This window comes from Mycolicibacterium iranicum, assembly GCF_014190915.1.
In the GTDB taxonomy this organism is placed as follows: Bacteria; Actinomycetota; Actinomycetes; order Mycobacteriales; family Mycobacteriaceae; genus Mycobacterium; species Mycobacterium iranicum_B.
The window spans coordinates 187252-213535 of sequence record NZ_JACHVU010000003.1 but is presented as its reverse complement, the minus strand read 5'-3'; the positions used below and the strand labels follow the sequence as shown (position 1 = coordinate 213535).

Below are 26284 nucleotides of genomic sequence, written 5' to 3'. Positions count from 1 at the left end.
CCGGAAGGCCGGTAGACTCGCGCCAGACGGAGGGCTGTGCAATGAACGATCTAGTTGATACCACCGAGATGTATCTGCGAACGATCTACGACCTCGAGGAAGAGGGCGTGATCCCGCTGCGTGCGCGCATCGCGGAGCGTCTCGACCAGAGCGGGCCCACCGTGAGCCAGACCGTGTCCCGGATGGAGCGCGACGGCCTGCTCCATGTCGCCGGTGACCGCCACCTCGAGCTGACCGACAAGGGCCGCGCGCTGGCTGTCGCGGTGATGCGCAAGCACCGTCTCGCCGAACGCCTTCTGGTCGACGTGATCGGACTGCCGTGGGAAGAAGTCCACGCCGAGGCCTGCCGCTGGGAGCACGTGATGAGCGTGGACGTCGAGCGCCGGCTGGTGCAGGTGTTGAACAACCCGACGACCTCACCGTTCGGCAACCCGATCCCCGGCCTGTCCGAGCTCGGTGTCGGTGACGAGTTCGCCAACGAGGCGTTCAGCCTCGTCCGCCTGACCGAACTTCCCGCCGGTATGCCGGTCGCCGTCGTCGTGCGCCAGCTGACCGAGCACGTCCAGGGCGACGTCGAGTTGATCGCCCGCCTCAAGGACGCCGGCGTCGTGCCGAACGCGCGCGTGACCGTCGAGGTCAACGATCACGGCGGCGTCAACATCGTGATCCCGGGCCACGAGCAGGTCGAACTCCCCCACGAGATGGCTCACGCCGTCAAGGTCGAGAAGGTCTGACCCTCAGCCCGCGCGGCGGCCGAACAGCCGCCGCGGAGGTAGCCGCACCCCGAGCTGCGCAGCCAACCGATAGCCCGTGTCGGCCAACTCCCTGATCTGATCGGGGCGCATCCCCGCCTGCAGAGCCCGGTCGAGCATGCCGGCCATCCTGTGCGGACCACAGCGCAGAGCCGCATCCAGCGAGATTCCCGCCATCGGACCGTCCCCTCGCGCATACGCCGAAAAGGCCAGCAGGACAAGCGCTTCGACCCGCCACGGCGCCGGCAGCGTCCGCGACAGGTGCGCCCAGAGCGCCTCCGCGGCACCGGCACGGTCCCCGACCGCCAGCGCGTAGAGCGTGTCCCGGACCCGGGTGTCCGTCATCGCCCACGCCAGCCTGGACAGCTGGGCGTCGGTCAGCGGCGTCGTGGTCCCGTGCTGGGCTACGCAGTCCAATACCGCCTTGATCTCGGTGCACGCCTCGGCCTCGGAGCGGGGGCGATCGGGCGCGTCGGCGTCGATCCTTTCCGTCAGCGCCGCCGTGCGCGCCTCATCCGCGGTCGCGACGACCGCCAGCAGCTCTTCACGGCGGGCGTAAAGACGGCGCCCGTCGAGTACCGCGGCCAGCGCCGTCGGGGACGCGGTCGGATCGTCGACCACCCCCGAATTACCGCAGCCGTCCACGCAGTACCAGCGGGCACCCACGGCCACCTCTGAGACCACGTGCGCAGCCACCAACTCGACGTCGAGTGCGGCGAGCGCCGACCCCACGGTCCTGATCACCCACCGGTGGTCGTCCACACAGGCGGGGCAACCGGCACCGTCGGCGTCGACGATGACGGCGAACACGACCTGGGCTCCCGAGGCCGCCGCCAATTCAGCCAGCTCACGCAGCCGTTCGTCCGAACAGTCGACCAGGTCGCTGCGCAGGACCGCTCCCATCTCACCGCCGGCGGCGGTGACGAGGACGAGTGACTGCACGGGCACGAAGCCCAGCACGGCAGGCAGCGCCGCGATCAGCGCGCCGGGGCAGTCGAGTGAGGAATCGGGGTGTGGTGTCGAGGACATAGCGTCAACCTCGCAACCGGCACCGACGATGGAGGCCCGAGAACGATCCGGGGGGCCACAACTGGGGATGAAATCGGGTTTGGGGATCGATGGCGGGCGGCCCTGCGCGACCCGCTCAGCCACACCCGTCGTCGAAGAACGGCGGCGGATCGTCGCCGGGACCGCCGGCCTGCGCGCGCGCCTGCAGCCTTGCCACGGCATCGTCGAAGGGCGGCGAGTACGACACCTCTTCGGCGCACCCGCCGCCGTCGAGTCCCCCGACCAATCCCGAGACGCTCGACCCGGTGATCCACGGCGCGCCCGAGAACCCGCCGACGACACCCGCACAGTGCAGCGTGGGAAAGCCGCGCAAAGCAGGTGCGGTCGAGGCGCGGCATGCCGCCGGCCCGCCACCCACCCCGGCGGGATAGCCGATCACCGTGACCTCTGCGCCCGGCCGCGGCGAGGTGGCGAGGCGCAGGCCGTCACCGACCACCGACTGCAGGCCGGCGCCGTCACTGCGGCTGACGTGCGCCACCGCGAAGTCCGCGGCCGGGTCCGTGCCGGTCACCCAGCGCGGATCGAGATAGACGGCGTCCACAGCCCAGCTGCCCGCCTCGACGACGCCGTCGCCGTCGCCGTCGCCGTCGCCCGGCACGAACCGGGCCTCGATGCCGCGGGCCAGGCAATGCCCGGCGGTCAGGATCAGATTCGCCGACGACGGCGCCAGGACAGAGGCGGTGCAGGTGTGCAGGTCGCCGTCGCCCAGGTACACCGCGCCCACGCGCGGGTCGGGATCGACCGGACGCGCGGCGGGCGATGTCAGCGCAGTCGGCGACGTCTGAGCAGCCGGCGGGGACGGCCGAGAGCCCGGCGCGGCCGTGCAGGCGGTCAGCACCGACGCCACCGCCAGCCCCACGTATCCGAGCCTCGCAGCGCCCCTGCCCAGTGCCTGCATGCCGACCGATCTTCCTCCCGTCGGCGTTTCCTCGCCGCGCGGGCGGGGTAGATGGCCGTGCACCACCGCGGAATGTCACATCGCCGTGTGCGCGTTCGAACGAATGGATGACGCCGCGTAGGTCGGCGGGGCGGCGTCGCAGGCGTACGAGACACTGGATGTCCACGGCTCGCCGACACCACACGGTGTCGCAGCCGAACGAGGAGGCGGAACAGGTGGCAGACGAGGCACACGATCCCGGCCAGCAGTATCAGCCGGAGCAGACCGGAATGTACGAGCTGGAGTTCCCCGGCCCGCAGCTGTCCACCCCCGACGGCCGCGGCCCGGTTCTGGTGCATGCGCTGGAGGGTTTCTCCGACGCCGGTCATGCGATCAGGCTGGCGTCACAGCACCTGAAGAACTCGCTCGACACCGAGCTGGTGGCGTCGTTCGCCATCGACGAGCTGCTCGACTACCGGTCGCGGCGTCCGTTGATGACGTTCAAGACGGACCATTTCACGCACTACGACGAGCCCGTGCTGAATCTCTACGCCCTGCACGACACCGTCGGGACACCGTTCCTGTTGCTCGCCGGGCTCGAGCCGGATCTGCGCTGGGAACGTTTCGTCACCGCGGTTCGCCTGCTGGCCGAACGGCTCGGTGTGCGACGCGTCATCGGGCTGGGGTCCATCCCCATGGCAGTGCCCCACACCCGGCCGATGACCTTGACGGCGCATTCCAACGACAAGGAGCTCATCGCCGAACACCAACCGTGGGTCGGTGAGGTGCAGGTCCCCGGCAGCGCGTCGAACCTGCTGGAGTTCCGCATGGCCCAGCACGGTTACGAAGTGGTCGGCTACACCGTCCACGTGCCGCACTACCTCGCCCAGACCGACTACCCGTCCGCCGCCGAGACGCTGCTGTCGGAGGTTGCTCGGTGCGGTTCGCTGGAGATCCCGACCGCGGATCTGACCACGGCCGCCGCGGACGTGTTCGACAAGATCAACGAACAGGTCGCCGCCAGTACCGAAGTCGCCCAGGTGGTGGAGGCGTTGGAGCGACAGTACGACGCTTTCGTTGCCGCGCAGGAGAACCGGTCGCTGTTGGCGCACGACGAGGATCTGCCCAGCGGAGAAGAACTCGGTGCCGAATTCGAGCGATTCCTCGCTCAACAGGCCGGTGAGAAGAAACGCAAGGACGGGGACGACCACCCACGGGAAGGTCTCTGACCTGCCGGCCAGCCGAGGGCCCGACGGCGACGACGGAGCCTCGAGTCCGGTCCGCGCGAAGCGACGCCGGGTCCGCCCGGAGGTGCGCCGCACCGCGATCACGCAGCGCAACCCGACCCCGCGGTGAACGCCGGCACGTAGCATCGGCGCATGTCCATCGATGTCACAGTCCTGCGCGTATTCACCGATGGTGAGGGAAGATTCGGCAATCCACTCGGCGTCGTGGACGGCGCGGCGGTGGACCCCGGCGACCGCCAGCGCATCGCCACCGAGCTGGGGTACAGCGAGACGATCTACATCAGCCTCCCCCGGGAAGGTCTGCACAGCGCTGGGGCCCGCATCTTCACACCGACCACCGAATTGCCGTTCGCCGGCCACCCGACCGTCGGGGCCGCGTGGTGGCTCAAGGAGCGGGGCACCCCCGTCACGACGCTGCAGGTGCCTGCGGGCATCGTGCAGGTCACGTACCGCGGCGACCTCACCACTGTCGCCGCCCGTGCCGACTGGGCGCCGGAATTCTGGATCCACGACCTGTCCTCCGCCGAGGAACTCGCAGCCGCGGACCCCGACGACTACGCCGACGAGGGCAAGCACTACCTGTGGACCTGGCTCGACCGGGCCGCCGGTGTCATCCGATCCCGGATGTTCGCCCCCCAGCTCGGCATTCGCGAAGACGAGGCGACCGGGGCGGCAGCGGTCCGGATGACCGAATACCTCAGCCGGGACCTCACCATCATCCAGGGGCAGGGGTCGATCATCGAGACCACCTGGAGTGCCGAGGGCTGGGTTCAGGTCGCGGGTCGTGTCGTCGCGGACAGTGGCCGCCAGATCGACTGAGGCATCAGCCTTTCGCGGCGACCTCGCGATGGGCGCGCAAGGCCTGGATCTCCCGCTCGAAGTCCTCAGCGGACGAGAACGAGCGGTACACCGAAGCGAACCGCAGATAGGCGACCTCGTCGAGTTCGCGCAACGGCCCCAGAATCGCCAGCCCGACCTCGTGGCTGGGCACCTCCGGCGACCCGGTGGCGCGCACGGCGTCCTCGACCTGCTGGGCGAGCAGGTTGAGTGCGTCGTCATCGACCTGCCGGCCCTGACATGCGCGCCGCACCCCGCGGATGACCTTCTCCCGGCTGAACGGTTCGGTGACGCCACTACGTTTGACCACCGCGAGGATCGCCGTCTCCACCGTGGTGAAGCGTCGCCCACACTCCGGGCACGATCTGCGCCGGCGGATGGCCTGCCCCTCGTCGGTCTCGCGGGAATCCACCACCCGGGAATCGGGATGACGGCAGAACGGACAGTGCATCACCGCTCCTTCGCCGCACCGACGGACAACCGCTTCGAACGCCCTTGAGCGTACCTGCGTGCTCCGCGGCCGGCCCATTGCCGCACCCCCTGGCACATGCCTCATCCGAACCATCCCCAATCTCACTGCGCGGCAGGCGTTCTCCGCAGAGGGACGACCGCGTTCAGGCGATCGGTGCGATCAGGGTCTGCCCGGCGTCGAGAGACACGGTCTCGAGCTTGTTCAACTCACGGATCCGTTCGACCACCTCGGAGACGGGCGCATCCGGCGCGACGCGACGGGCCACATGCTGCAGCGACTCACCGCTCTGGACCTGGACGACGGCGAGACGGCCCGGAATCTCCGCCTCAGCGCCCCCCACGCCGCCGAACTGCGCGACCAGGCCCAACCACAGGGTGATCGCGGCGGCCACCAGCGCCAAGCCGACCGTGGTGACCGGGGTGATCGGACGACGGCGATGGGACGCCCGGGAGACCAGCACTCCGGTACCGCGGTGGCGCATCGGGGCGCCCGCCGGACGCTGCGAGCGCGGCCTGCGTGTCGCAGGGACCGGGCGCACTCGGCCCCCACCCACCTGCAGCCGGGGTGCGCGCTCGAACTCGTTCCAGGTCTGCCGATCGTCGAGGATGGTCATCATTCTGCCTTTCGATCCGGGGGGCCGATTCGCTCTTGTGTTCGAACAGTACTCGATCACATGTTCGATGAATAGAACACGTGATCGAACTGTTGCGAACGCTAACGCAGCCCACCGACAAGTCCCCGGGGCGCGGAATCCGAAGGCGGTTCCGCGACACGCCTCGAACACATGTTTGATTATCGGGGCGGGCGGGGCTACATTCGGGCACATGAGCGACGACAGCAGTGACAGCACCGACGGCTCCGGCGCAGCCCGGGGTCGTGATTCTGGCCTGACCGAACGTCAGCGCACCATCCTCGACGTCATCCGCGCGTCGGTGACGACCCGCGGCTACCCACCGAGCATCCGGGAGATCGGTGACGCGGTGGGTCTGACCTCCACCTCCTCGGTCGCCCACCAGTTGCGCACATTGGAGCGCAAGGGCTACCTGCGCCGCGACCCGAACCGGCCCCGCGCGGTCGACGTGCGCGGCGCCGACGACAACGTCGCTCCGAGCGTCACCACCGACGTCGCCGGTTCGGATTCACTGCCCGAACCCACGTTCGTCCCGGTTCTCGGGCGCATCGCCGCCGGTGGGCCCATCCTCGCCGAGGAAGCCGTCGAGGACGTCTTCCCGCTGCCCCGCGAGCTGGTCGGCGAGGGTTCGCTCTTCCTGCTCAAGGTGGTCGGCGAGTCCATGGTCGACGCGGCGATCTGCGACGGCGACTGGGTGGTCGTCAGGCAGCAGAGCGTCGCCGACAACGGCGACATCGTGGCCGCCATGATCGACGGCGAGGCAACCGTGAAGACGTTCAAGCGCACCCGCGGTCAGGTCTGGCTGATGCCCCACAACCCGGCGTTCGATCCGATCCCCGGCAACGAGGCCGCGATTCTCGGCAAGGTCGTCACGGTCATCCGCAAGATCTGACGGCCGGCGGGCCCTACTCGCCGCGGACGAAACCGTTGGTGCGTGCGATCTCCTCGCTGGCGAACCAGATCTCCACGGGCGCCTCGTGATAATCCGCGCTGTCGGGAGCCCAGTAGAGGCCCGACTTCGTGTCGGCCTTCACCGGATATCCCGACGGGATCTCCTGGGGATCGTCGAACGGCATGTGCAAGGCGGTACCCAACGGCATGGGCTCGTCGATGTCGATCCGGGCATGACGACCGGTGTCGGTCAGCGGATCCCGTCCCCCGCCCAAGGAGTCGTCGTCGACCGGCGGCGGGAGGGGTTCGCGATCGGCGGCGAAATCCTCCGCCGACACGTCGTCGGGCGCAGGCTCGAACACAGCACCGGACTCGACATCGTCCGCCACCGGATCAACCCCGCCGACCACCGGATCAACCGCGCCGACCAACGGATCAGAAGTAGCGCCGGTCTCGTCGACCGTCTGCACCCGCGTGGGTGCGGTGTCGACGGCGTCCGGATCTTCCTGGACTTCGGAGTGCGTGCCGGTGTCGCCCGACGGGCCCTCGGTCGGCACCGGTGCGCCCCAGAAACTGAGGGGCTGCGGGGCGACCTCATCCTGGGACGGCGGGGTGGCAGGCCCGGAGGAGGCCAGCGAGCCGATCCCCTCCCGGGCATACCGGTCGCCGAACAGCTCATCCTCGCGGCCATCGTCGGCGGGTGGTCCCGCGCCAGGGGCCCGGGCGTCGTCGTAGTCGTAGCCGGGCGAACCGGGGACGGCGAACATGTCGTCGTCTTCGCGGCGACCGCGGTTGCGCATCACCGCGAAGGCCACCAATCCGAGCAGTAGCAGAACGGGTATGACCGCGAGCAGCCACCACCAGTTCCACGCGAGCCCCGAATCCTCGGCGTTGTCCGAGGCCTGAGACGACGGCGGCGCCTGCGGCGCACCGGAGCCGGGCACCTCGAGGCCGACCAGCTGGGGGGCCAGGCTGGCCGGCTCGGTGCTGAACTTCTTCGTCGCGGAGTCCCACGAGACGGCTCCGCCACTGAATCGCTGTGTGACGACGTTCCCGTCCTGGGTCTGGTCGGCAACGGGAGCACCGAGTTCACCTGTGGCCCCGCCGAGTTTGTCCCAGGCCGCGTTCATCGCCCCGCGCACGATCACCGCGCCGTGGTCGGGCGTCCAGAAGATCACCGGCTTGTCCTCGGCGGCGAAAGCGCTGAAACGGCTGGCAGGCGCGAGGCCCCCGTCCTCCTCACTGGAGATCGGGAAGCCGAGGTCGCCTTCGGGCCCTCCCACGCTCTGGTACTTCTCCAGCACCTGACCGGTCACCACGTTCGCGCCCGTGGCCGGGCTGTAGAAGATGGTGCCGTTGACGAAGTCCTGGCCCATGCCGTCGGCGCCGATCTTGTACGGTTCGCCCTCGGAGGCCCCCAGCGGCCCCAGGGGGCCACCTGCGGCCCGGCGTCCGGCGTTGATCGCGGAGACCGGATCGTCGGGAATGGTGAGATCGGCCAACTGTCCGGCCAGATCCGGGGGCACCGTGCTGAAGGTCTTGGCACCGGCGTCGTAGGAGATCTCGCCACCGGTGAACTTCTGCGTGACGACCGCACCGTTGTAGGTCTCGTCCTCGGCAGGAACTCCGAGAACCCCCGAGGACCCGCCGAGGCGGTCCCACGCGGCGTTCACCGGGCCACGCACCACGTGGGCGCCGGTGGCGGGGGTCCAGAAGATCACCGGGTTGTCGGGTGCGCTGAACGTCGCGTTGCGACTCTCGGGCGCACGCCCGGGACCCTCGTCGATGGTGGGAAACCCGAGGTCACTGTCGGCAGCGCCGCCCAGCGACTCGTACTTCTCCAGAATCGCGCCCTGCATGAAATGTGCGCCGGTGGCGGGGGTGAAGAACATCTTGCCGGCCGCGAAGTTCGCCGCGAAACCCGCGCCGACCGGATAGGCGTCACCCGACCGGGGACCCAGAGGACCGGTGTCCCCGCCGCTGGCCTGCCACGCCCCGGTGATGGCATTGCTGGCATCGACCTCGGGTTGCGCCACCGCAGTCGGTGCGAGCAGGAACGCCGTGGCGACCCCTAACAGCCCGACCGTCAAGCGACCGATCACTCCTCGGCGCAGCATCGGCTGCCGGATCATTCTTCCTCCCCGCGGTCGCGACATGTCCTTTTGCAACACCTTGCAAAATTCTGAGAAAGTTACCGCGTCCGTTCACTGTGCGTCAGTCGACGTCGATAACCAAGTCACCTCGCCGAATCAGTGAGAAACAAAATGCGCCCCTCGTGCGCATTTCACCGCGGCGTCCGGGTGCTCTCCGCCGCGTTCAGACCCCGAGGCTGCGCCCGATGATCTCCTTCATGATCTCGGTGGTGCCGCCGTAGATCGTCTGCACGCGGGCGTCGAGATAGGCACGCGCGACGTCATACTCGCGCATGTAGCCGTAACCGCCGTGCAGCTGCAGGCACCGGTCGATCAGGTGGACCTGCTTCTCGGTCGCGTACCACTTGGCCATCGCGGCCTGCTCGACAGTGAGCTTCTCGTCGAGGTGCAACCGAATGAACTCGTCGACCATCATCCGGACCACGGTGGCCTCGGTCGACAGCTCGGCGAGCAGGAACCGGCTGTTCTGCTGGCTGCCGATGGGCTTGCCGAATGCCTTGCGCTCCTTGGCGTACTGCAGCGTGGCATCCAGAACGGCCTCCATGGCCGCGGCGGCCATGATCGCGATGCTGATGCGTTCCTGGGGCAGGTTCTGCATCAGATAGATGAAGCCCTGACCCTCTTCGCCCAGCAGGTTCTCCGCGGGCACCTTCACATCGGTGAACGACAACTCGGCGGTGTCCTGGGCGTCCAGCCCGATCTTGTCGAGCTTGCGGCCGCGGTCGAATCCCTCCATACCGCGCTCGACGACGAGCAGCGAGAAGCCCAGGGCGCCCTTCTCCGGGTCGGTCTGGGCGACGACGATCACCAGATCGGCGTTGATGCCGTTGGTGATGAACGTCTTTGCGCCGTTGAGGATGTAGTGGTCGCCCTCCTTGACCGCACGGGCCTTGATGCCCTGCAGGTCGCTGCCGGTGCCGGGCTCGGTCATCGCGATCGCCGAGATCAGTTCGCCGCTGCAGAACTTCGGCAGCCACCGCTGCTTCTGCTCCTCGGTGCCGAGCCGCAGCAGATACGGCGCCACGACGTCGTTGTGCAGGCTGAAACCCAGACCGCTGTAGCGGCCGGCGGTGATCTCCTCGGTGATGACCGTGTTGTAACGGAAGTCGTCGACCCCGCCGCCGCCGTACTGCTCGGGAACCGCCATGCCCAGGAAGCCCTGCTTTCCGGCCTCCACCCAGACGCCGCGGTCGACGAGCTTGTCCTTCTCCCACTGGTCGTGGTGCGGTGCGACGTGACGCTCGAGGAAGGTGCGGAACGACTCCCGGAACATCTCGTGCTCGGGCTCGAACAGGGTGCGCTCGTAGGCGACGACGGACTTTGTTTCAGCCATGGGGATGTCCTCGTGGTGTTGGTACGGACAGTTACCGCCAACGTACCCCATCCAACCGGATGGTTGGTCGAGGCGCGGGGCTGGAGCGGGGCCGCGCACTAGACTTGCGCCCGTGGTTCCCGCCCGGACGAGCCTGACGCACTGGGGAGCGTTCTCCGCCACGGTCGGCGACGGCGACATCACCTCGGTGCGCCCACTGAGCGGCGACGCCGATCCGTCCCCCGCACTGGGAAATCTGCCCGGCTCGATCCGGCACACAGCGCGTATCACGGCCCCCGCCGTCCGGCGCGGTTGGCTCGACGACGGGCCGGGCCCCAGCACGCGCCGCGGGGCCGATTCCTTCGTGCAGGTGTCGTGGGACGATCTGACCGAACTGCTGGCCGGCGAACTGCGCCGGGTCGTCGACACCCACGGCAACGAGGCGATCTACGGCGGCTCCTACGGTTGGTCCAGCGCGGGTCGGTTTCACCACGCGCAGAGCCAGGTACACCGGTTCCTGAATTGCCTTGGCGGCTACACATTCTCGCGGCACTCCTACAGCCTCGGCGCCACCGGGGTCATCATGCCCCGGGTGGTCGGCACCCACGACGATCTGTTCAAGCGCTCCACCCAGTGGGAGGTCATCGTCGAACACACCGACCTCATGGTGTGTTTCGGCGGTCTCGCGCTGAAGAACACCGGCGTCAACCACGGGGGAACCACCGCACACCCGGCTCGCGGTGCGCTGGAACGCTTCCGGCGCCGCGGCGGCCGCATCGTGTCGTTCTCGCCTCTGCGCGACGACGTCGACGGACCGTGCGACTGGTTCGCGCCCGTCCCGGGGACCGACGTCGCGATCATGCTGGGGCTCGCCTACGTTCTCGCCACCGAGTCGCTGGCCGACCGCGAGTTCCTGGCCGACTACTGCGTGGGATACGACCGGTTCGAGCGCTACCTGCTCGGCACCGACGACGGCGTACCGAAAACTCCGCAGTGGGCGGCGAATCTCAGCGGCCTGGTGGCCGAGGACCTGGTCGCGTTGGCCCGGCGAATGGCCGCGGCGCGCACCATCGTGACCGTGAGCTGGTCGCTGCAGCGCACCCGTCACGGCGAGCAGGCCCCGTGGATGGGGTTGACGCTGGCGGCGATGCTGGGTCAGATCGGTCTTGCCGGCGGCGGTTTCGGGCACGGCTACGGTTCGATGAACGAGCCCGGGCTCGCCCCCATCCGGTGCGGCCTGCCGCGCCTGCCCCAGGGCATCAACCCGGTGCGGACGTTCATTCCGGTGGCCGCGATCAGCGACATGCTGCTCAATCCCGGAAAGCCGTTCGACTACAACGGGCTTCGCCTCACCTACCCCGACATCAAGCTCGTGTATTGGGCAGGTGGTAACCCGTTCCACCACCATCAGAACCTGCCCCGCCTCCGGCGGGCATTGGGCCGGCCGGACACGGTCGTGGTGCACGACCCGTACTGGACGGCGATGGCGAAACACGCCGACATCGTGGTGCCGTCCACGACATTCGCCGAACGTGACGACTACTCCGGCTCCCGCAACGACCCGGTGCTGATGGCGATGCCCCGGCTGGCCGAGCCCTACGCGCAGTCGCGCGACGACTACGACACCTTCGCCGCGCTGGCCATACGCCTGGGTGTCGGCGAGACCTTCACCGAGGGCCGCACCTCATCGGAGTGGCTCGCGCACCTGTATGAGAAATGGTCGGCGACATTGGATTTCCCGGTCCCCCCGTTCGAGGAGTTCTGGCGGGCGGGCCGGCTGCGTCTGCCGACCGACGACGGCCTGACCCTGCTCGCCGACTTCCGCGCCGACCCGCGGGCGCACCGGCTCGCGACGCCGAGCGGCAAGATCGAGATCTTCTCCGCCGACATCGACAGCTTCGGGTACGACGATTGCACCGGGCACCCCGCGTGGTTCGAACCGCAGGAGTGGCTCGGCGGACCGAGGGCCCGGCGGTATCCGCTGCATCTCCTGGCCAATCAGCCGACCAGCAGGTTGCACAGCCAGCTCGACGGCGGAGCGGCCAGCCTCGCGTCGAAAGTCGGTGGCCGGGAACCCCTCCGGATGCACCCCGATGACGCCGGCGCGCGTGGCCTCGCAGCGGGCGACGTGGTCCGGGTGTTCAACGACCGCGGCGCGTGCCTTGCCGGGGTGGTCCTCGACGACGGGGTGCGCCCGCAGGTGGTGCAGTTGTCCACCGGGGCGTGGTTCGACCCCGCCGACCCCGCGGACCTCGATTCGATGTGTGTGCACGGGAACCCGAACGTGCTCACCGATGACGTCGGCACCTCGTCACTGGCACAGGGATGCACCGGTGCCCACGTCCTCGTCCAGGTCGAGAAGTATTGCGCCGCACCGCCTCCGGTGCGCGCACATCAGCCTCCGGTGCTGGCGCCGCGCTGAGCCTGGGCTCCCTGACGGGGCCTGCGGCGTCGCGGCCCGCGCGAGGTGCGCGCCGGGCCGCCGCGCCGCTGCTCTCCCCCGCCGCCGCGGTGGTGCTCCGGCTTCTTCGCGGCGGGCTTCACCGCGGTCGCCGCCTTCGGAGCCGGCGCGCGCAGCGGTGCGAGCTCGCCGACGAGCGCGTGGACCTCGGCCGAATCGGCGTGAACGTCCTGCGGGCGCACGCTGATACCGGCCTTGCGCAGCAACTGCTGGGTGTCCCGGCGCTGCTCGGGCAGCACGACGGTGACCACGTCGCCGTCGCTGCCGGCCCGCGCAGTACGGCCCGAGCGGTGCAGGTAGGCCTTGTGCTCCATCGGCGGGTCGACATGCACGACGAGCTCGACGTTGTCCACGTGCACGCCGCGGGCGGCGATGTCGGTGGCCACCAGCACCCGAGCCTCGCCGCTGGCGAAGGCCGCGAGGTTGCGCTCACGCGCCGGCTGCGAGAGGTTGCCGTGCAGATCGACCGACGGCACGCCCGAATCGGTGAGCTGCTTGGCCAGCTTGCGCGCCTGATGCTTGGTGCGCATGAACAGGATCCGGCGTCCGGTCCCGGACGCGAGGCGGTGCACCAGGTCCTTCTTCTGCTGCACTCCCCCGACGTGGAACACGTGGTGGGTCATCTGCGCAGGTGCTTCGGCGGCCTCGTTCACCGAATGCAGCACCGGTTGGCTGAGGAAGCGGTTGACCAGCTTGTCGACACCGTTGTCCAGCGTCGCGGAGAACAGCAGGCGCTGCCCACCCGACGGCGTGGCGTTGAGAATGCGCGTGACGCCGGGCAGGAAGCCCAGGTCGGCCATGTGATCGGCCTCGTCGAGAACGGTCACGGTGACGTTGTCGAGGGTGAGCAGCTTCTGCTGCATCAGATCTTCGAGGCGGCCCGGGCATGCGACGACGATGTCGACGCCGCCGCGCAGCGCGGAGACCTGGCGGCCCTGGGAGACGCCACCGTAGATCGTGGTGACGCGCAGGCCGGCCGCTGCTGCCAGCGGCTCCAGGGTCGCGGTGATCTGGGTGGCCAGTTCGCGGGTGGGCGCCAGCACCAGACCCGACGGGCGAGACGCCTGCCGCCGGACGCCGGTCAGCGCCGCCACCAGGGGCAGCGAGAACGCCAATGTCTTTCCGCTGCCGGTCTTTCCGCGGCCAAGGACGTCCCGTCCGGCGAGGGCGTCGGGCAGCGTCGCCGCCTGGATGGGGAACGGTTCGTCGATACCGCGCTCGGTGAGCGCCGCCACCAGCGGTGCGGGCACGCCGAGGTCGGCGAAGGTCGGTGTGGCAAGGGGTGATGCAGTCATGAAGAACGTCCTGTCTTGTCGGCCTAGTTCGGGCAAGGTGTGCCCGGCAGCCGCGACGGAAGCCGTCCAAGCGGAGTGTGCACACAGTGGTGGCGGGTTCGCCACGGGATAACTAGAGTCTGTCGACGCTTCTCACGCGGTTACCAACTCTGGTCCTGCGCGGTCGACATCGTCAGCAATGCTACCGGACGGTTGTCCCGGTTCCCTATTCGGCCAGCTCAGACGGTGGAGAATTCGCCGAGGCCGGCAGCCAGGGCGATGGGGACACGGGCCTTGATCCGGGTACCGGATTCGATGTGCTCGACGGCGTCCACCCGACCCTCGGCGTGCACCCGGTTGACGAGATCGCCTCTGCTGTAGGGGATCGTGACGTCGACCACAGTGTCGCGAGGGGCGATCATCTCCGACAGTCGTACCTGCAACCGGTCGAGACCCTCACCGGTGTGCGCCGACACGAACACCGCCCCGGGTAGAGCCTGGCGCAACTGAGCCAGCACCAAACCATCCGCGGCGTCGATCTTGTTGACCACCAACAACTCCGGCGGCGCTTTGGCATCCGTCTCGGCCACCACGTCGTTCACCACCTGGCGCACGGCGTTGATCTGGGCGAGCGGATTCGCGTCGGATCCGTCGACGACGTGCAGGAGCAGCTCGGCATCGACGACCTCTTCGAGCGTCGAGCGGAATGCCTCGACGAGCTGGGTCGGCAGATGCCGGACGAAGCCCACCGTGTCGGTCAGGACGAATTCCCGTCCGTCGGTGAGTTCGCCACGGCGCGTAGTGGGTTCCAGCGTGGCGAACAAGGCGTTCTCGACCAGCACACCGGCGCCGGTGAGCGCGTTGAGCAGGCTCGACTTGCCGGCGTTGGTGTAGCCGACGATGGCCACCGCGGGTATGTCGTTGGTCAGCCTGCGGCTGCGCTGGGTGTCGCGGACCTGCTTCATGTCACGAATCTCGCGGCGCAGTTTCGACATTCGCTCGCGGATTCGGCGGCGGTCGGTTTCGATCTTCGTCTCGCCGGGGCCGCGGGTACCCACGCCGCCACCGGCTCCACCTGCCCGGCCGCCTGCCTGCCGCGACATCGACTCACCCCAGCCGCGCAACCGCGGAAGCATGTACTCCATCTGCGCCAGCGATACCTGCGCCTTGCCTTCGCGGCTGGTGGCGTGCTGGGCGAAGATGTCCAGGATCAGGGCGGTCCGGTCGATGACCTTGACCTTCACCACCTTTTCCAGCGCATTGAGCTGCGCGGGGCTGAGCTCGCCGTCGCAGATCACGGTGTCGGCGCCGGTGGCGAGCACGATCTCGCGCAGTTCGATCGCCTTACCGGAGCCGATGTAGGTCGACGGGTCGGGTTTGTCGCGCCGCTGGATCAGCCCTTCGAGCACCTCGGAGCCCGCCGTCTCGGCCAGTGCGGCGAGTTCGGCGAGGCTGGCGTCGGCGTCGGCGGCCGTACCGTCGGTCCACACACCCACCAGCACGACCCGTTCCAGCCGCAGCTGCCGGTATTCGACCTCCGAGACGTCGGTCAGTTCGGTGGAGAGGCCGGACACCCGGCGGAGTGCGGCGCGGTCTTCCAGCGCCAGCTCGCCGAGGCTGGGCGTTTCGTCGGGGAATTCGGGATATGTCATAAGCGAATCAAGATTCGCACGAATGTCACTTCTCATGCACTCCAATTAACGCGCCGGCGGCGCCAGCAATTCCTTGACTGCCGGCGAGCCGGCACGACGTCACGCCGGCGGGCCGGCAAGGCGTCACGCCGGCGGGCCGGCACCACGTCACTGCGCGGCCCACCAGTCGTCGGCGAGCTCGCCGTGCGCGAGCAGGACCGAGGGACCCCGCAGATAGCTGGTCGCGTCGCTGATCGTCACGACAACCTCCCCGCCGGGGATGCGCACGGTCAGCACCCCGGTCTGCTCGCCGCGGTGGGCCAGCGCCGCCACGGCGGCCGCGACGGTCCCGGTCCCGCAGGACCGGGTCTCCCCCACCCCGCGTTCATGGACGCGCATCGACACCGCACCGTTCGACGGTGCGGTGAGCACCTCGACGTTGACCCCGTGGGGGAACTGCCCGTGGTCGAATCGCACCGGCGCGGCGACGTCGAGCGCGGCCAGTTCCTGCTCGGTGAGGTCGGCGTCCACGCAGGCCAGATGCGGGTTGCCCACGTCGACGGCCAAGCCGGTGAATTCCCGCCCACCCACCGTGGCGACCCCGGAGCCGAGCCCGTTGGCCTTGCCCATCTCGACGGTCACGTCGGCGAGGGTGTCGGTGACCTCGTGCATCGTGACCGGTCGGGGCCCTGCCAGCGATCCGACCACGAACTCGCTGCGCGGTTCCAGTCCGCTGGCCCGCAGATAGTGGGCGAACACGCGGACGCCGTTGCCGCACATCTCGGCGATCGATCCGTCGCCGTTGCGGTAGTCCATGAACCAGTCGTCCTCGGCGACGCCTTCGGGGAGGCGGTCGAACACGCCGGCGGCAAGCGCGGCGCCGGCGGTCGTCACGCGCAGGAGCCCGTCGGCCCCCAGGCCCCGCCTGCGGTCACACAGCGCGGCCACGGCGCCGGCCGTGAGCGCGAGATCTGCCCCGACGTCGGGCAGCAGCACGAAGTCGTTCTGCGTGCCGTGACCCTTGGCGAACTTCACCAGGTCAGGATACGTCGCGCCACGCGTGCAGGGCGGCGTCGACGTTTCCCGGGGCGGACCCGTCGAGCCAGGTGATGCGGTGATCACGCCGAAACCAGGACCGCTGCCTGCGCACGTAGCGGCGGGTGCCGACGAAGGTGGGTTCGCGCGCCGCGCTGCCGTCGCCACCGGCGTCCAGCTCCGCGAGGACCTGCGCGTAGCCCAGCGCCCGCGCCGCGGTCACGCCGTCGCGCAACCCGCGGCCGAGCAACCCGATCACCTCGTCGACGAGCCCCCGCTCGAACATGGTGTCGGTGCGGCGGCGTAGTCGGTCGTCCAAAGTGGTTGTCTCCCAGTCCAACCCGATGATGGCCGCGTTCCATTTCGGGGTCCCGATGGTGGGCGCGGAGGCCGCGAAGGGTCGGCCGGTCAGCTCGACGACCTCGAGGGCGCGCACGATGCGTCTGCCGTCGGTCGGCAGGATCGACGCGGCCGCCGCGGCGTCGACGACGGCGAGCTCACGGTGCAGCGCCGCGACCCCCACCTCGGCCAGGCGCGCCTCCCACCGGGCCCGCACGCCGGGGTCGGTGGCCGGGAACGACCACTCGTCGAGCAGCGACTGGATGTAGAGCATCGACCCGCCGACGATGACGGGCACCGCGCCTCGCGCGGCGATGGCCTCGACATCCGTGCCCGCGGCCTGCTGGTAGCGGGCGACGGTCGCGGTCTCCGTCACGTCCAGGACGTCGAGCTGGTGGTGTGGCACACCGCGCCGCTCGGCGACGCTGAGCTTCGCGGTGCCGATGTCCATGCCCCGGTACAGCTGCATGGCGTCGGCGTTGACCACCTCCACGGCGATCTCGGCGCCGAGCGCGTCGGCGATCGCCAGCGCGAGGTCGGACTTCCCCGTTCCCGTGGGGCCGACGATGGCCAGCGGCCGCACCGGGGTCACGGAGCCCAGACGCCGACGAAGTAGCCGACCCCGTACGGCGCCCCGCGGTAGAGCTCGGTGGCCGACTGCGGTCCGGTACCGATCAGCCCCGCCAGTACCTGGTAGGCCACCCGGCCGACGATGCCCTCGGGCAACGACCTCAGCGCCGCCGCGTCGCCGCGGGCCAGCGCGTCGTCGAGCGCGTCCTGCACCGGCACCGAATCGGGGTCGTGCCCGCCGGGCGCGGTCGCGGTGAGCGTGTTGGCGCCGTCGGCCACGACGAGCACGCCGACCTCGTCGCCACGGGCGTCGATCGTCTGCCGCAGCAGTCCGCCCTGGCGCAGGGCCGACTCGGCGTCGAGGTCACTGCGGAACGCGTGGACCTCGGCCTGGGCCTCGGGCCGGGCCTGACCACGCAGCCAGCCGGTGACCAGCGAACACAGCGGCAGCGCGACGGGTTCCCCGGCCGGACCCGGCGACAGCCCGACCCGCACGTCGACGCCGTAGCCCGCGAAGGTGCCGCACGAACCCGGACCGTGGACGGCGTCGCCTGCCGCGACGCCGACGGCGATCCAGCGCGGAGGCAGACCCGCTGCGGCCGCGATCGCCGCCGCCCGCAGCTCCTCGGTCTCGGCAGCCGCCGACGAGGCGAGCTCGGGGACCAGCAGCGGTGGCGACGGCACGATCGCGAGGGCGCTCAACATCAGGTCCAAGCTAGCCAACCGGATCCCGGGCGGCCGCCTCCCCACGCGCCAGGGCCGCGGTGGCGACCACCATCACCGTGACGGCGGCGATCAGCGTGACCCAGCCCGCCTCACCCGGGCGCAGCGTCTCGCCCAGCACCACGACGCCCAGCGCGCACGCGACCATGGGTTCGGCGACCGTCATGGTGGGCAGCGAGGCTGTCAGCGCACCCGCGCGGAACGCGGCCTGCTGCGTCGACGTGCCGACGATTCCGACGACGGCCCACGCGTAGAGCTCCGGGGTGCGCGCGAGTTCGAGGACACCGGCGAGGCTGGTGACATCGAGACGGTGCACGACCGCCTTGGTCAGCACCGCGAACAATCCCCACAGAGCGCCGGAGACCACGGCCATCAGCACCGCGCTGACCGGTCCGGACGACATCCGGGCGCCGATCACGCACAGCGCGAGGACGGGGCCGAGCACCGCCGCGACGCCGAGCCAGGTCTCCAGCGACGCCCGCGACGCGCCTTCGGTGGGGTTTCCGACCGTCACGATGACCGCGACCGCGCCGGCCAGCAACGCGGCCCACAACCACTCCCACCGGGTCACCCGGCGATGGCTCAACTTCGCGTTGATCGGCAGCGCGAACAGCAGTGACGTCACGAGCAGGGCCTGCACGAGCAGCACCGAGCCCAGTCCCAGGGCGGCGGCCTGCAGCGCGAATCCCGCCGCGGCGACCCCGCTGCCCAGCCACCACTTCCGGTCCTTGAGAAGCCGCAGGAAGAGCTCGGTGTGCCCGACGGCCTCGTCGGTCACCTCGTGGGCCGAGCGCTGATGGATGACGTCGCCGACGGCGATGAAGAATGCCGCGGCCAAGGCCAGCAGCGCGGCGATATCCGCCTTCGCCATCGTCACCTCCCCGCCTCACCCGGACCGCTTTCGCAGAGAGCCTAGGCATCAGCGATGCCAAGGCGTGGGCGCAGCGCCGGGCAACCTGTTTCAATAAGCATTCGACAACCGTTCGAAGCGTTGTACGACGACGTCGACGGCTACAGGCGCCGCGCTGCGCGGCACGTGCGTGGGGAACCGCGCGGAGGGCACGAGGTAACGGACATGACGATCACCGAGTCAGGTGGCTCCCAGGAAGCCGATCAGCAGAACGCCGCGCAGGACGCGCCGGACACTGCAGCTCCCGAGGCGCCGACACCACCCAAGCCGTCCGCCACCGCCAGACCCAAACCCGGGCCCGCACCCCGTCCGGGGCCCCGCCCGGCGGCGCCGGCTGCCGCCGCGGCCGTCCCGGTCGTGCCCAGCAGCGACCCGCACCGGTTCGGCCGGGTCGACCCCGACGGCACGGTCTGGCTGATCACAGCCTCCGGCGAACGGACCATCGGTTCCTGGCAGGCCGGCGACGCCGAGGCGGCGTACGCGCACTTCGGACGCCGTTTCGACGATCTGCAGACCGAGGTGGTGCTGCTGGAGACCCGCCTCGCGTCCGGTGTCGGGGACGCGCGCAAGATCCGCTCGGCGGCCAAGACACTGGCCGAGACCCTGCCCGAGGCCCATGTGCTCGGCGATGTCGATTCGCTGGCCGCGCGGCTGGCCGCGATCGTCGAACACGCCGACAGCGCCACCCAGGAGGAGAAGGCCAAGCGCGAGGAACTGCGGGCCGCTCAGACCGCCCGCAAGGAAGCGCTCGCCGCCGAGGCCGAGGATCTGGCGGCCAACGCCACCCAGTGGAAAGCCGCCGGCGACCGGATGCGGGCCATCCTCGACGAGTGGAAGACGATCACCGGTCTGGACCGCAAGGTCGACGACGCGCTGTGGAAGCGGTACTCGGCGGCCCGCGAGACCTTCAACCGCCGCCGGGGGTCGCACTTCGCGGAGCTGGACCGTGAACGCGCCGGCGCCAAACAGGCCAAGGAGGCCCTCTGCGAGCGGGCCGAGCAGCTGTGTGACTCCACGGACTGGGGTCCCACGTCGGGCACCTTCCGCGACCTGCTGACCGAGTGGAAGGCCGCAGGCCGCGCGTCGAAGGACGTCGACGACGCCCTGTGGCAGCGGTTCAAGGCTGCGCAGGACAAGTTCTTCTCCGCGCGCAACGCCGCGACCGCCGAACGCGACGCCGAGTTCCGCACCAACCTGCAGGCCAAGGAGGCGTTGCTGGCCGAGGCGGAGCGGATCGACACCTCTGACCTCGACGCCGCACGTGCTGCGCTGCGCGCCCTGGGCGACAAGTGGGATGCCATCGGCAAGGTGCCCCGCGAACGGGCCGCCGATCTGGAGCGCCGCCTGCGGGCCGTGGAGAAGAAGATCCGCGACGCCCCCACCGGCGGCGTGGACCCCGAGGCGAAGGCCAGGGCCGACCAGTTCCGGGCGCGGGCCGAACAGTTCGAGCGTCAGGCCGAGAAGGCCGCCGCGGCGGGCCGCACCAAGGACGCCGAGCAGGCGCGGGCCAGCGCCGAGCAGTGGCGGCAGTGGGCCGACGCGGCCGCGGATTCGCTCAGCAAGAAGCGGTGACCGGGCGCCTCAGCGAGGCGGGGTGTCGTCGCCGTCGTTCGTCGGCGGGGCGTCGCGATCCTCGGTGAAGGTTTCCAGCAGGCCTTTGTTCTGGCCTTCGGCGATCACGCGGCGCCGGTGTTCCTCGGCGGCGAGCTGTAATGCAGTGCGCGCGGCGACGGCCCTGGCCCAGTGGTAGCTCAGCAGGATGACCGACAGCCACGCCACGAACAGCCCGATCCCGGGTCCCGGGTACGGGTCCGGCGCGGTCTGGCGCGACCACACCGCCAGCAACCCCACGAACGACGCCACGGTGGATCCGGCCAGCGCGATCCAGGCCAGCGCCCAGCGACGGGTCAGCAGTGCGGCCATGGAGAACCCGACACCGAACACGATCGACAGCCACGCGAACACGCGGTGCGGCAGCGCGACGCCGCTCGCCATCGCGGCGTCCGAACCGGTGAGCACGTCGATCCCCCGGGCGGCGCCGGTGTGCGGCAGCACCAGGGTGGCCATCAGCACGAACACCAGGATGGCGATGACCAGGGCCCGGGGGCCGGGGTCGATCTCGCGGGCGACCCGGCGTTCGGCGGCTTCGATGTCGCCCTTGAAGCTGTCGAAATCGTCACCACTCGGGGCGTTGCCGGTCATCGCGAGCACCCTGCGGTCATCGGCGCGGCCGCCGGCATGCCCACGGCGGGCATCCCGAGTCCGACGCCGGTGCGGGGCCTCTGGCCGGCGGCGTGCGCGTCGCCGGCGCGGGTGCGCCGGTGCCCGATCAGTGGGGCGTCGGCGATCAGGTGGTGCGGTGCGGCGCCGGTGACGGTCGTGACGACGATGTCGCCGGGCCTGATGCCGTTGCCGGCGACGGGATCACCGACGTCACCGGGCGCGAAATGGACCAGCCGGCCGTCGCGTGCGCGGCCTGACATCCGGGCCGTCGCGGCGTCCTTGCGTCCCTCGCCGGTGGCGACCAGCAGCTCCACCTCGCGGCCGACCTGAGCGCGGTTCTCCTCCAGCGAGATCCGCTCCTGCAACTCGATGAGACGTTGATAACGCTCCGACACAACGGCTTTCGGCACCTGGTCGGTGAACTCCGCAGCGGGCGTGCCCGGGCGTTTCGAGTACTGGAATGTGAAGGCGGTGGAGAACCTGGCCGCGGCGACGACATCGAGGGTGGCCTGGAAGTCCTCCTCGGTCTCCCCCGGAAATCCCACGATGAGGTCGGTGGTGATCGCCGCATGCGGGATCGCCGCCCGGACCCGCTCGATGATCCCGAGGTAGCGATCCGCCCGGTAGGAGCGGCGCATCGCCCGCAGGATGCGGTCGGAGCCCGATTGCAGGGGCATGTGCAAGGTGGGGCACACGTTCGGCGTCTCGGCCATCGCCTCGATCACGTCGTCGGTGAACTCGGCGGGGTGCGGCGAGGTGAAGCGCACCCGCTCCAGGCCGTCGATCCGCCCGCACGCACGGAGCAACTTCGCGAAGGCCCCGCGATCGCGGGGCTGGTCCGACCACATGTGAGGGTTCTCGCGCAGGCGCTCGTCCGTGGCGAACGAGACGCCGTAGGCGTTCACGTTCTGCCCCAGCAGCGTGATCTCCAGCACGCCCTGGTCGACCAGGGTCTGCACCTCGGCCAGCACGTCGCCCGGCCTGCGGTCGACCTCCTTGCCGCGCAGCGACGGCACGATGCAGAACGTGCAGGTGTTGTTGCACCCCACCGAGATGGAAACCCATGCGGCATACGAGGATTCGCGACGGGCCGGCAGTGCCGACGGGAATTCCTGCAGCGCCTCGGCGATTTCGACCTGCGCCACGCGGTTGTGACGGGCCCGGTCGAGCAGGGTGGGTAACGAGCCGATGTTGTGGGTGCCGAAGACGACGTCGACCCACGGGGCCTTGCGCAGAACGGAGTCGCGGTCCTTCTGGGCCAGGCAACCGCCGACGGCGATCTGCATGTGCGGGTCCGCCTGCTTGCGCGGGGCGAGGTGACTGAGGTTGCCGTAGAGCTTGTTGTCGGCGTTCTCACGCACCGCGCAGGTGTTGAACACGACGATGTCGGCGTCGGCGCCGTCCCCGGCACGCTGATAACCGGCTTCCTCCAGCAGGCCCGCGAGGCGCTCGGAATCGTGCACGTTCATCTGGCAGCCGTAGGTGCGGACCTCGAAGGTGCGCACGGCACGATCGGACGAAAGCCCGCTCGTCTGCGTCACCGTGGTAGTCACCGCCCCATCCTACGGAGCACCCTCGGTCGGCCCGAAATCACCGGGGCGGGCGCCCGGCTTCGGGGAATCGCGGGATCGGTGAGTTCCGGGCACGCTGGACGTTCCCTGGGTAAGGTCATCACGCATGGAGAGCCCCAGGGAGTCCCCTGCCGTGCCGATGATCTCGGTCAGCGCGGTCAACAAGCACTTCGGCGCACTCCACGTTCTCAAGGACATCAACCTTGAGGTCGGCAAGGGACAGGTGGTCGTCGTGCTGGGGCCGTCGGGGTCCGGCAAGTCCACGCTGTGCCGCACCATCAACCGTCTGGAGACCATCGACTCGGGCACGATCGCGATCGACGGGAACGTCCTTCCGGCGGAGGGTCGCAAACTGGCGCAACTCCGTTCGGATGTCGGGATGGTGTTCCAGTCCTTCAATCTGTTCGCGCACAAGACAATTCTGGAGAACGTGACCCTCGCGCCGATGAAGGTGCGCAAGTCGTCCAAGGAGCAGGCGCGTGAGAAGGCGATGAGCCTGCTCGAGCGGGTGGGCGTGGCCAACCAGGCCGACAAATACCCCGCTCAACTGTCCGGCGGTCAGCAGCAGCGCGTCGCCATCGCACGGTCGCTGGCGATGAACCCCAAGGTGATGCTCTTCGACGAGCCCACCAGCGCGCTGGACCCCGAGATGATCAACGAAGTGCTGGCCGTGATGTCGGGCCTGGCGACCGAGGGGATGACGATGCTCGTCGTCACCCACGAAATGGGTTTCGCCCGGCGTGCCGCCAACCGCGTCGTGTTCATGTCCGACGGGGCCATCGTCGAGGACGCCGAACCCGTCCAGTTCTTCGACAACCCGCAGACCGACCGCGCCAAAGACTTTCTCGGCAAGATCCTGCATCACTGATGTCCACCGAAAGGAACACGTTCATGGTTTTCTCCAAGCGCATCCTCGGTGCGCTCGGCCTGGCCGTCGCGCTCCCCCTCGCCGTCACCGCCTGTGGCGGAGGTGACTCCGGCGGCGGTGGTGGCGCCGGCGGCGGGGACACCATCGTCATCGGCACCAAGTTCGACCAGCCCGGCCTCGGCCAGAAGAACCCCGACGGCACCATGAGCGGGTTCGACGTCGACGTCGCCACCTACGTCGCCGGCGAGCTTGGCTTCGCACCGGACAAGATCGAATGGAAGGAAGCGCCGTCGGCGCAGCGCGAGAACCTGATCCAGAACGGGCAGGTGTCGTTCATCGCCGCGACGTACTCGATCACCGATGCGCGCAAGGAGAAGGTGTCCTTCGCCGGGCCGTACCTGATCACGGGCCAGAGCCTGCTGGTCCGTTCGGACAACAACGACATCACCGGCGCGGCGTCGCTGGAGAACAACAAGATCCTCTGCTCGGTGTCCGGGTCGACGCCCGCCCAGAAGATCAAGGACGAGTACCAGGGCGTGCAGCTCCAGCAGTACGACACGTACTCGGCGTGCATCGATGCGCTCAAGAACGGCGCCGTCGACGCGGTCACCACCGACGAGGTCATCCTGGCGGGGTACGCGGCGCAGAGCCCGGGTGCGTTCAAGATCGTCGGCGAGCCGTTCTCCGAGGAGCGTTACGGGATCGGCCTGAAGAAGGACGACACCGAGATGCGCACCAAGATCAACGATGCGCTCAAGAAGATGGAGGACAGCGGGGCCTGGAAGGAAGCGTTCGACAAGAACCTCGGCCCGGCCGGGATCACCGCGCCGGCACCCCCGCCGCTGGACAACTGACCGACCAGGTAGCCACCGGAGCCGCCCGTGGAGGTTTTCACCGAGTATCGCGCTGAGATCTTCGCCGCGTTCTGGACCACCGTCCAGCTCACGGTCCTCTCGGCGCTCGGTGCCCTGGTGCTCGGCACGGTGCTGGCCGCGATGCGGCTGGCGCCGGTGCCGATGCTCAACTGGATCGGCACCGCGTACGTCAACATCGTGCGCAACACCCCGCTGACCCTGATCATCCTGTTCTGTTCGTTCGGACTTGCCCAGACGCTCGGGCTCACCCTGGCGACCCGGCAGTCCCCGACGTTCATCGCCGACAGCGGCTTTCGGCTCGCCGTGCTCGGGTTGACGGTCTACACCGCGTCGTTCGTGTGCGAGACGGTGCGCTCCGGGGTGAACACGATTCCGCTGGGACAGGCCGAAGCCGCCCGATCCCTGGGGCTCAGCTTCGGTCAGAACCTGCGGATCATCCTGCTGCCGCAGGCGTTTCGCGCGGTGGTCATCCCGCTGGGCTCGGTGCTGATCGCGTTGACGAAGAACACCACGATCGCCTCGGCCATCGGCGTCGCCGAAGCGGCACTGCTGATGAAGGAGATGATCGAGAACACCGCGGCGGTGCTGGTGGTCGGCGGAATCTTCGCCCTCGGGTTCGTGATCCTCACCCTGCCACTGGGGTTGCTCTTCGGGTGGATGGGCAAGAGATTGGCGGTCGTGCGATGACCGGATCCTCGGTTCTCTTCGATGCCCCGGGGCCCCGGGCCCGCGTCCGCAACCATGTCATCACCGCGGTCACCGTCGCCGTCGTCCTGGCGATCCTGTGGGTCGTCTACGCGCGGCTGGATTCGCGAGGACAGCTCACCGCCGAGAAGTGGGAGCCGTTCCTCACCCCGGATCTGTGGCGTACCTACGTGCTGCCGGGTATCGAAGGGACGCTGACCGCGGCCGCGGTGTCGATCGTGCTGGCGCTGGTGCTCGGGTTCGTGCTCGGCGTGGGCCGGTTGTCGATGAACCCGTTCCTGCGCTGGTTCTGCGCGGTGTTCGTCGAGTTCTTCCGGGCTGTGCCGGTGCTGATCATGATGATCTTCGCGTACTTCCTGTATGCGTTCTACGACGTTTTCCCGTCCCAGCACCTTGCCCTGGCCGGCGTCATCACCGGGCTCACGCTCTACAACGGCGCCGTCATCGCCGAGATCGTGCGTGCGGGTGTGCACGCACTGCCGCGCGGACAGGCCGAAGCCGCGTCCGCCCTGGGGTTGACCTGGGGCCAGACCATGCGGTCGGTCCTGCTGCCGCAGGCGGTCACCTCGATGCTGCCGGTGCTGATCTCGCAGCTCGTCGTGGTGCTCAAGGACACCGCCCTCGGATACCAGATCACGTTCGTCGAGATGGTGCGGCAGGGCACGGTCATCGGCTCGGCGTACGGCAACTACATTCCGGCGCTCATCGTGATCGCGCTGCTGATGATCGCGCTCAACTTCACGCTGTCGTGGCTGGCGACGCGGCTGGAACGCAGGCTACGGCGGTCGAGCAAAGGGCCGGCGCCCATGGAGGCCGAACCGCTCGAACTGCAGGGCGACCGCAGCCGCGGCGTCTGACG

24 protein-coding genes are annotated in these 26284 nt (G+C 69.4%); 10 read left to right on the top strand and 14 right to left on the bottom strand.

Annotation, left to right across the window (positions count from 1 at the left end; all coding sequences use genetic code 11):
• Nucleotides 1–41 precede the first annotated feature (41 nt).
• Nucleotides 42–734 carry an iron-dependent transcriptional repressor DtxR gene (locus FHR72_RS08240; protein WP_183467459.1) on the top strand — a complete coding sequence of 231 codons (693 nt, stop codon included), beginning with the start codon at nt 42–44 and terminating at the stop codon, nt 732–734.
• 3 nt (nt 735–737) lie between these two features.
• Here the strand turns inward: FHR72_RS08240 and FHR72_RS08235 are convergent, their stop codons facing one another.
• Nucleotides 738–1781: a DUF4192 domain-containing protein gene (locus FHR72_RS08235; RefSeq protein ID WP_183467458.1), complete on the bottom strand. Its 1044-nt coding sequence runs from the start codon at nt 1779–1781 to the stop codon at nt 738–740.
• Between the two features lie 115 nt (nt 1782–1896).
• Nucleotides 1897–2718 carry a trypsin-like serine peptidase gene (locus tag FHR72_RS08230; RefSeq protein ID WP_183467457.1) on the bottom strand — a complete coding sequence of 274 codons (822 nt, stop codon included), beginning with the start codon at nt 2716–2718 and terminating at the stop codon, nt 1897–1899.
• A 215-nt stretch (nt 2719–2933) separates the two neighbouring features.
• Here FHR72_RS08230 and FHR72_RS08225 point away from each other — a divergent pair, with 215 nt between their 5' ends.
• Both FHR72_RS08225 and FHR72_RS08220 read left to right on the top strand, forming a co-directional pair.
• Nucleotides 2934–3926 (top strand): proteasome assembly chaperone family protein, encoded by a 993-nt coding sequence (locus FHR72_RS08225; protein ID WP_183467456.1) that lies wholly within the window; start codon nt 2934–2936, stop codon nt 3924–3926.
• A 150-nt stretch (nt 3927–4076) separates the two neighbouring features.
• Nucleotides 4077–4763, top strand: a complete 687-nt coding sequence (locus FHR72_RS08220; RefSeq protein WP_183467455.1) for a PhzF family protein — start codon at nt 4077–4079, stop codon at nt 4761–4763.
• Between the two features lie 4 nt (nt 4764–4767).
• Here the strand turns inward: FHR72_RS08220 and nrdR are convergent, their stop codons facing one another.
• Both nrdR and FHR72_RS08210 read right to left on the bottom strand, forming a co-directional pair.
• Nucleotides 4768–5232: a transcriptional regulator NrdR gene (gene nrdR, locus FHR72_RS08215; protein WP_183467454.1), complete on the bottom strand. Its 465-nt coding sequence runs from the start codon at nt 5230–5232 to the stop codon at nt 4768–4770.
• Nucleotides 5233–5395: 163 nt separating this feature from the next.
• Nucleotides 5396–5866 (bottom strand): LysM peptidoglycan-binding domain-containing protein, encoded by a 471-nt coding sequence (locus FHR72_RS08210; RefSeq protein WP_183467453.1) that lies wholly within the window; start codon nt 5864–5866, stop codon nt 5396–5398.
• 211 nt (nt 5867–6077) lie between these two features.
• On the opposite strand from FHR72_RS08210, the gene lexA reads away from it, so the two are divergent.
• Nucleotides 6078–6776 carry a transcriptional repressor LexA gene (gene lexA, locus FHR72_RS08205; protein WP_183467452.1) on the top strand — a complete coding sequence of 233 codons (699 nt, stop codon included), beginning with the start codon at nt 6078–6080 and terminating at the stop codon, nt 6774–6776.
• Nucleotides 6777–6789: 13 nt separating this feature from the next.
• Here the strand turns inward: lexA and FHR72_RS08200 are convergent, their stop codons facing one another.
• Nucleotides 6790–8907, bottom strand: coding sequence for an LGFP repeat-containing protein (locus FHR72_RS08200; RefSeq protein WP_183467451.1), 2118 nt, complete (start codon nt 8905–8907; stop codon nt 6790–6792).
• 184 nt (nt 8908–9091) lie between these two features.
• Nucleotides 9092–10261, bottom strand: a complete 1170-nt coding sequence (locus tag FHR72_RS08195) for an acyl-CoA dehydrogenase family protein (RefSeq protein ID WP_183467450.1) — start codon at nt 10259–10261, stop codon at nt 9092–9094.
• 112 nt (nt 10262–10373) lie between these two features.
• Between FHR72_RS08195 and FHR72_RS08190 the strand changes: the two genes are divergently transcribed.
• Entirely contained in the window at nt 10374–12662 is a 2289-nt protein-coding gene (locus FHR72_RS08190) for a molybdopterin-dependent oxidoreductase (protein ID WP_311736086.1), read from the top strand.
• Here the strand turns inward: FHR72_RS08190 and FHR72_RS08185 are convergent.
• From FHR72_RS08185 to FHR72_RS08160, 6 genes are all read right to left on the bottom strand, one after another.
• The gene (locus FHR72_RS08185) at nt 12635–13996 is read right to left on the bottom strand and encodes a DEAD/DEAH box helicase (RefSeq protein ID WP_183467448.1); all 1362 of its coding nucleotides are present in this window, start codon (nt 13994–13996) and stop codon (nt 12635–12637) included. The genes FHR72_RS08190 and FHR72_RS08185 overlap by 28 nt on opposite strands.
• Before the next feature lie 218 nt (nt 13997–14214).
• Nucleotides 14215–15627, bottom strand: a complete 1413-nt coding sequence (gene hflX / locus FHR72_RS08180; RefSeq protein ID WP_221193219.1) for a GTPase HflX — start codon at nt 15625–15627, stop codon at nt 14215–14217.
• 147 nt (nt 15628–15774) lie between these two features.
• Nucleotides 15775–16641 (bottom strand): diaminopimelate epimerase, encoded by an 867-nt coding sequence (gene dapF / locus FHR72_RS08175; protein WP_183467446.1) that lies wholly within the window; start codon nt 16639–16641, stop codon nt 15775–15777.
• Between the two features lie 4 nt (nt 16642–16645).
• A complete protein-coding gene (gene miaA / locus FHR72_RS08170; protein ID WP_183467844.1) occupies nt 16646–17563 on the bottom strand; it encodes a tRNA (adenosine(37)-N6)-dimethylallyltransferase MiaA in 918 nt (305 codons plus the stop codon).
• 5 nt (nt 17564–17568) lie between these two features.
• Complete coding sequence (locus tag FHR72_RS08165) at nt 17569–18255, bottom strand: class III extradiol ring-cleavage dioxygenase family protein (protein WP_183467445.1); 687 nt, start codon at nt 18253–18255, stop codon at nt 17569–17571.
• A 10-nt stretch (nt 18256–18265) separates the two neighbouring features.
• Nucleotides 18266–19144, bottom strand: coding sequence for a DMT family transporter (locus FHR72_RS08160; RefSeq protein ID WP_183467444.1), 879 nt, complete (start codon nt 19142–19144; stop codon nt 18266–18268).
• 204 nt (nt 19145–19348) lie between these two features.
• Between FHR72_RS08160 and FHR72_RS08155 the strand changes: the two genes are divergently transcribed.
• On the top strand, nt 19349–20755 hold the full coding sequence (locus tag FHR72_RS08155; protein ID WP_183467443.1) for a DUF349 domain-containing protein: 1407 nt from the start codon (nt 19349–19351) through the stop codon (nt 20753–20755).
• A gap of 9 nt (nt 20756–20764) precedes the next feature.
• Here the strand turns inward: FHR72_RS08155 and FHR72_RS08150 are convergent, their stop codons facing one another.
• Nucleotides 20765–21385, bottom strand: a complete 621-nt coding sequence (locus FHR72_RS08150) for an Rv2732c family membrane protein (protein WP_183467442.1) — start codon at nt 21383–21385, stop codon at nt 20765–20767.
• Nucleotides 21382–22959, bottom strand: a complete 1578-nt coding sequence (gene miaB, locus FHR72_RS08145; protein ID WP_183467441.1) for a tRNA (N6-isopentenyl adenosine(37)-C2)-methylthiotransferase MiaB — start codon at nt 22957–22959, stop codon at nt 21382–21384. The genes FHR72_RS08150 and miaB overlap by 4 nt, the downstream gene beginning before the upstream one ends.
• 157 nt (nt 22960–23116) lie before the next feature.
• Between miaB and FHR72_RS08140 the strand changes: the two genes are divergently transcribed.
• From FHR72_RS08140 to FHR72_RS08125, 4 genes are read left to right on the top strand one after another with little or no spacing between them, the layout of a single operon-like run.
• On the top strand, nt 23117–23845 hold the full coding sequence (locus FHR72_RS08140; RefSeq protein ID WP_183467843.1) for an amino acid ABC transporter ATP-binding protein: 729 nt from the start codon (nt 23117–23119) through the stop codon (nt 23843–23845).
• Between the two features lie 23 nt (nt 23846–23868).
• Nucleotides 23869–24699, top strand: a complete 831-nt coding sequence (locus FHR72_RS08135; RefSeq protein ID WP_183467440.1) for a glutamate ABC transporter substrate-binding protein — start codon at nt 23869–23871, stop codon at nt 24697–24699.
• A gap of 27 nt (nt 24700–24726) precedes the next feature.
• Nucleotides 24727–25407, top strand: coding sequence for an amino acid ABC transporter permease (locus FHR72_RS08130; RefSeq protein WP_183467439.1), 681 nt, complete (start codon nt 24727–24729; stop codon nt 25405–25407).
• Nucleotides 25404–26282, top strand: a complete 879-nt coding sequence (locus FHR72_RS08125) for an amino acid ABC transporter permease (RefSeq protein ID WP_183467438.1) — start codon at nt 25404–25406, stop codon at nt 26280–26282. Before FHR72_RS08130 ends, FHR72_RS08125 begins: the two co-directional genes overlap by 4 nt.
• The last annotated feature ends 2 nt before the right edge of the window (nt 26283–26284 follow it).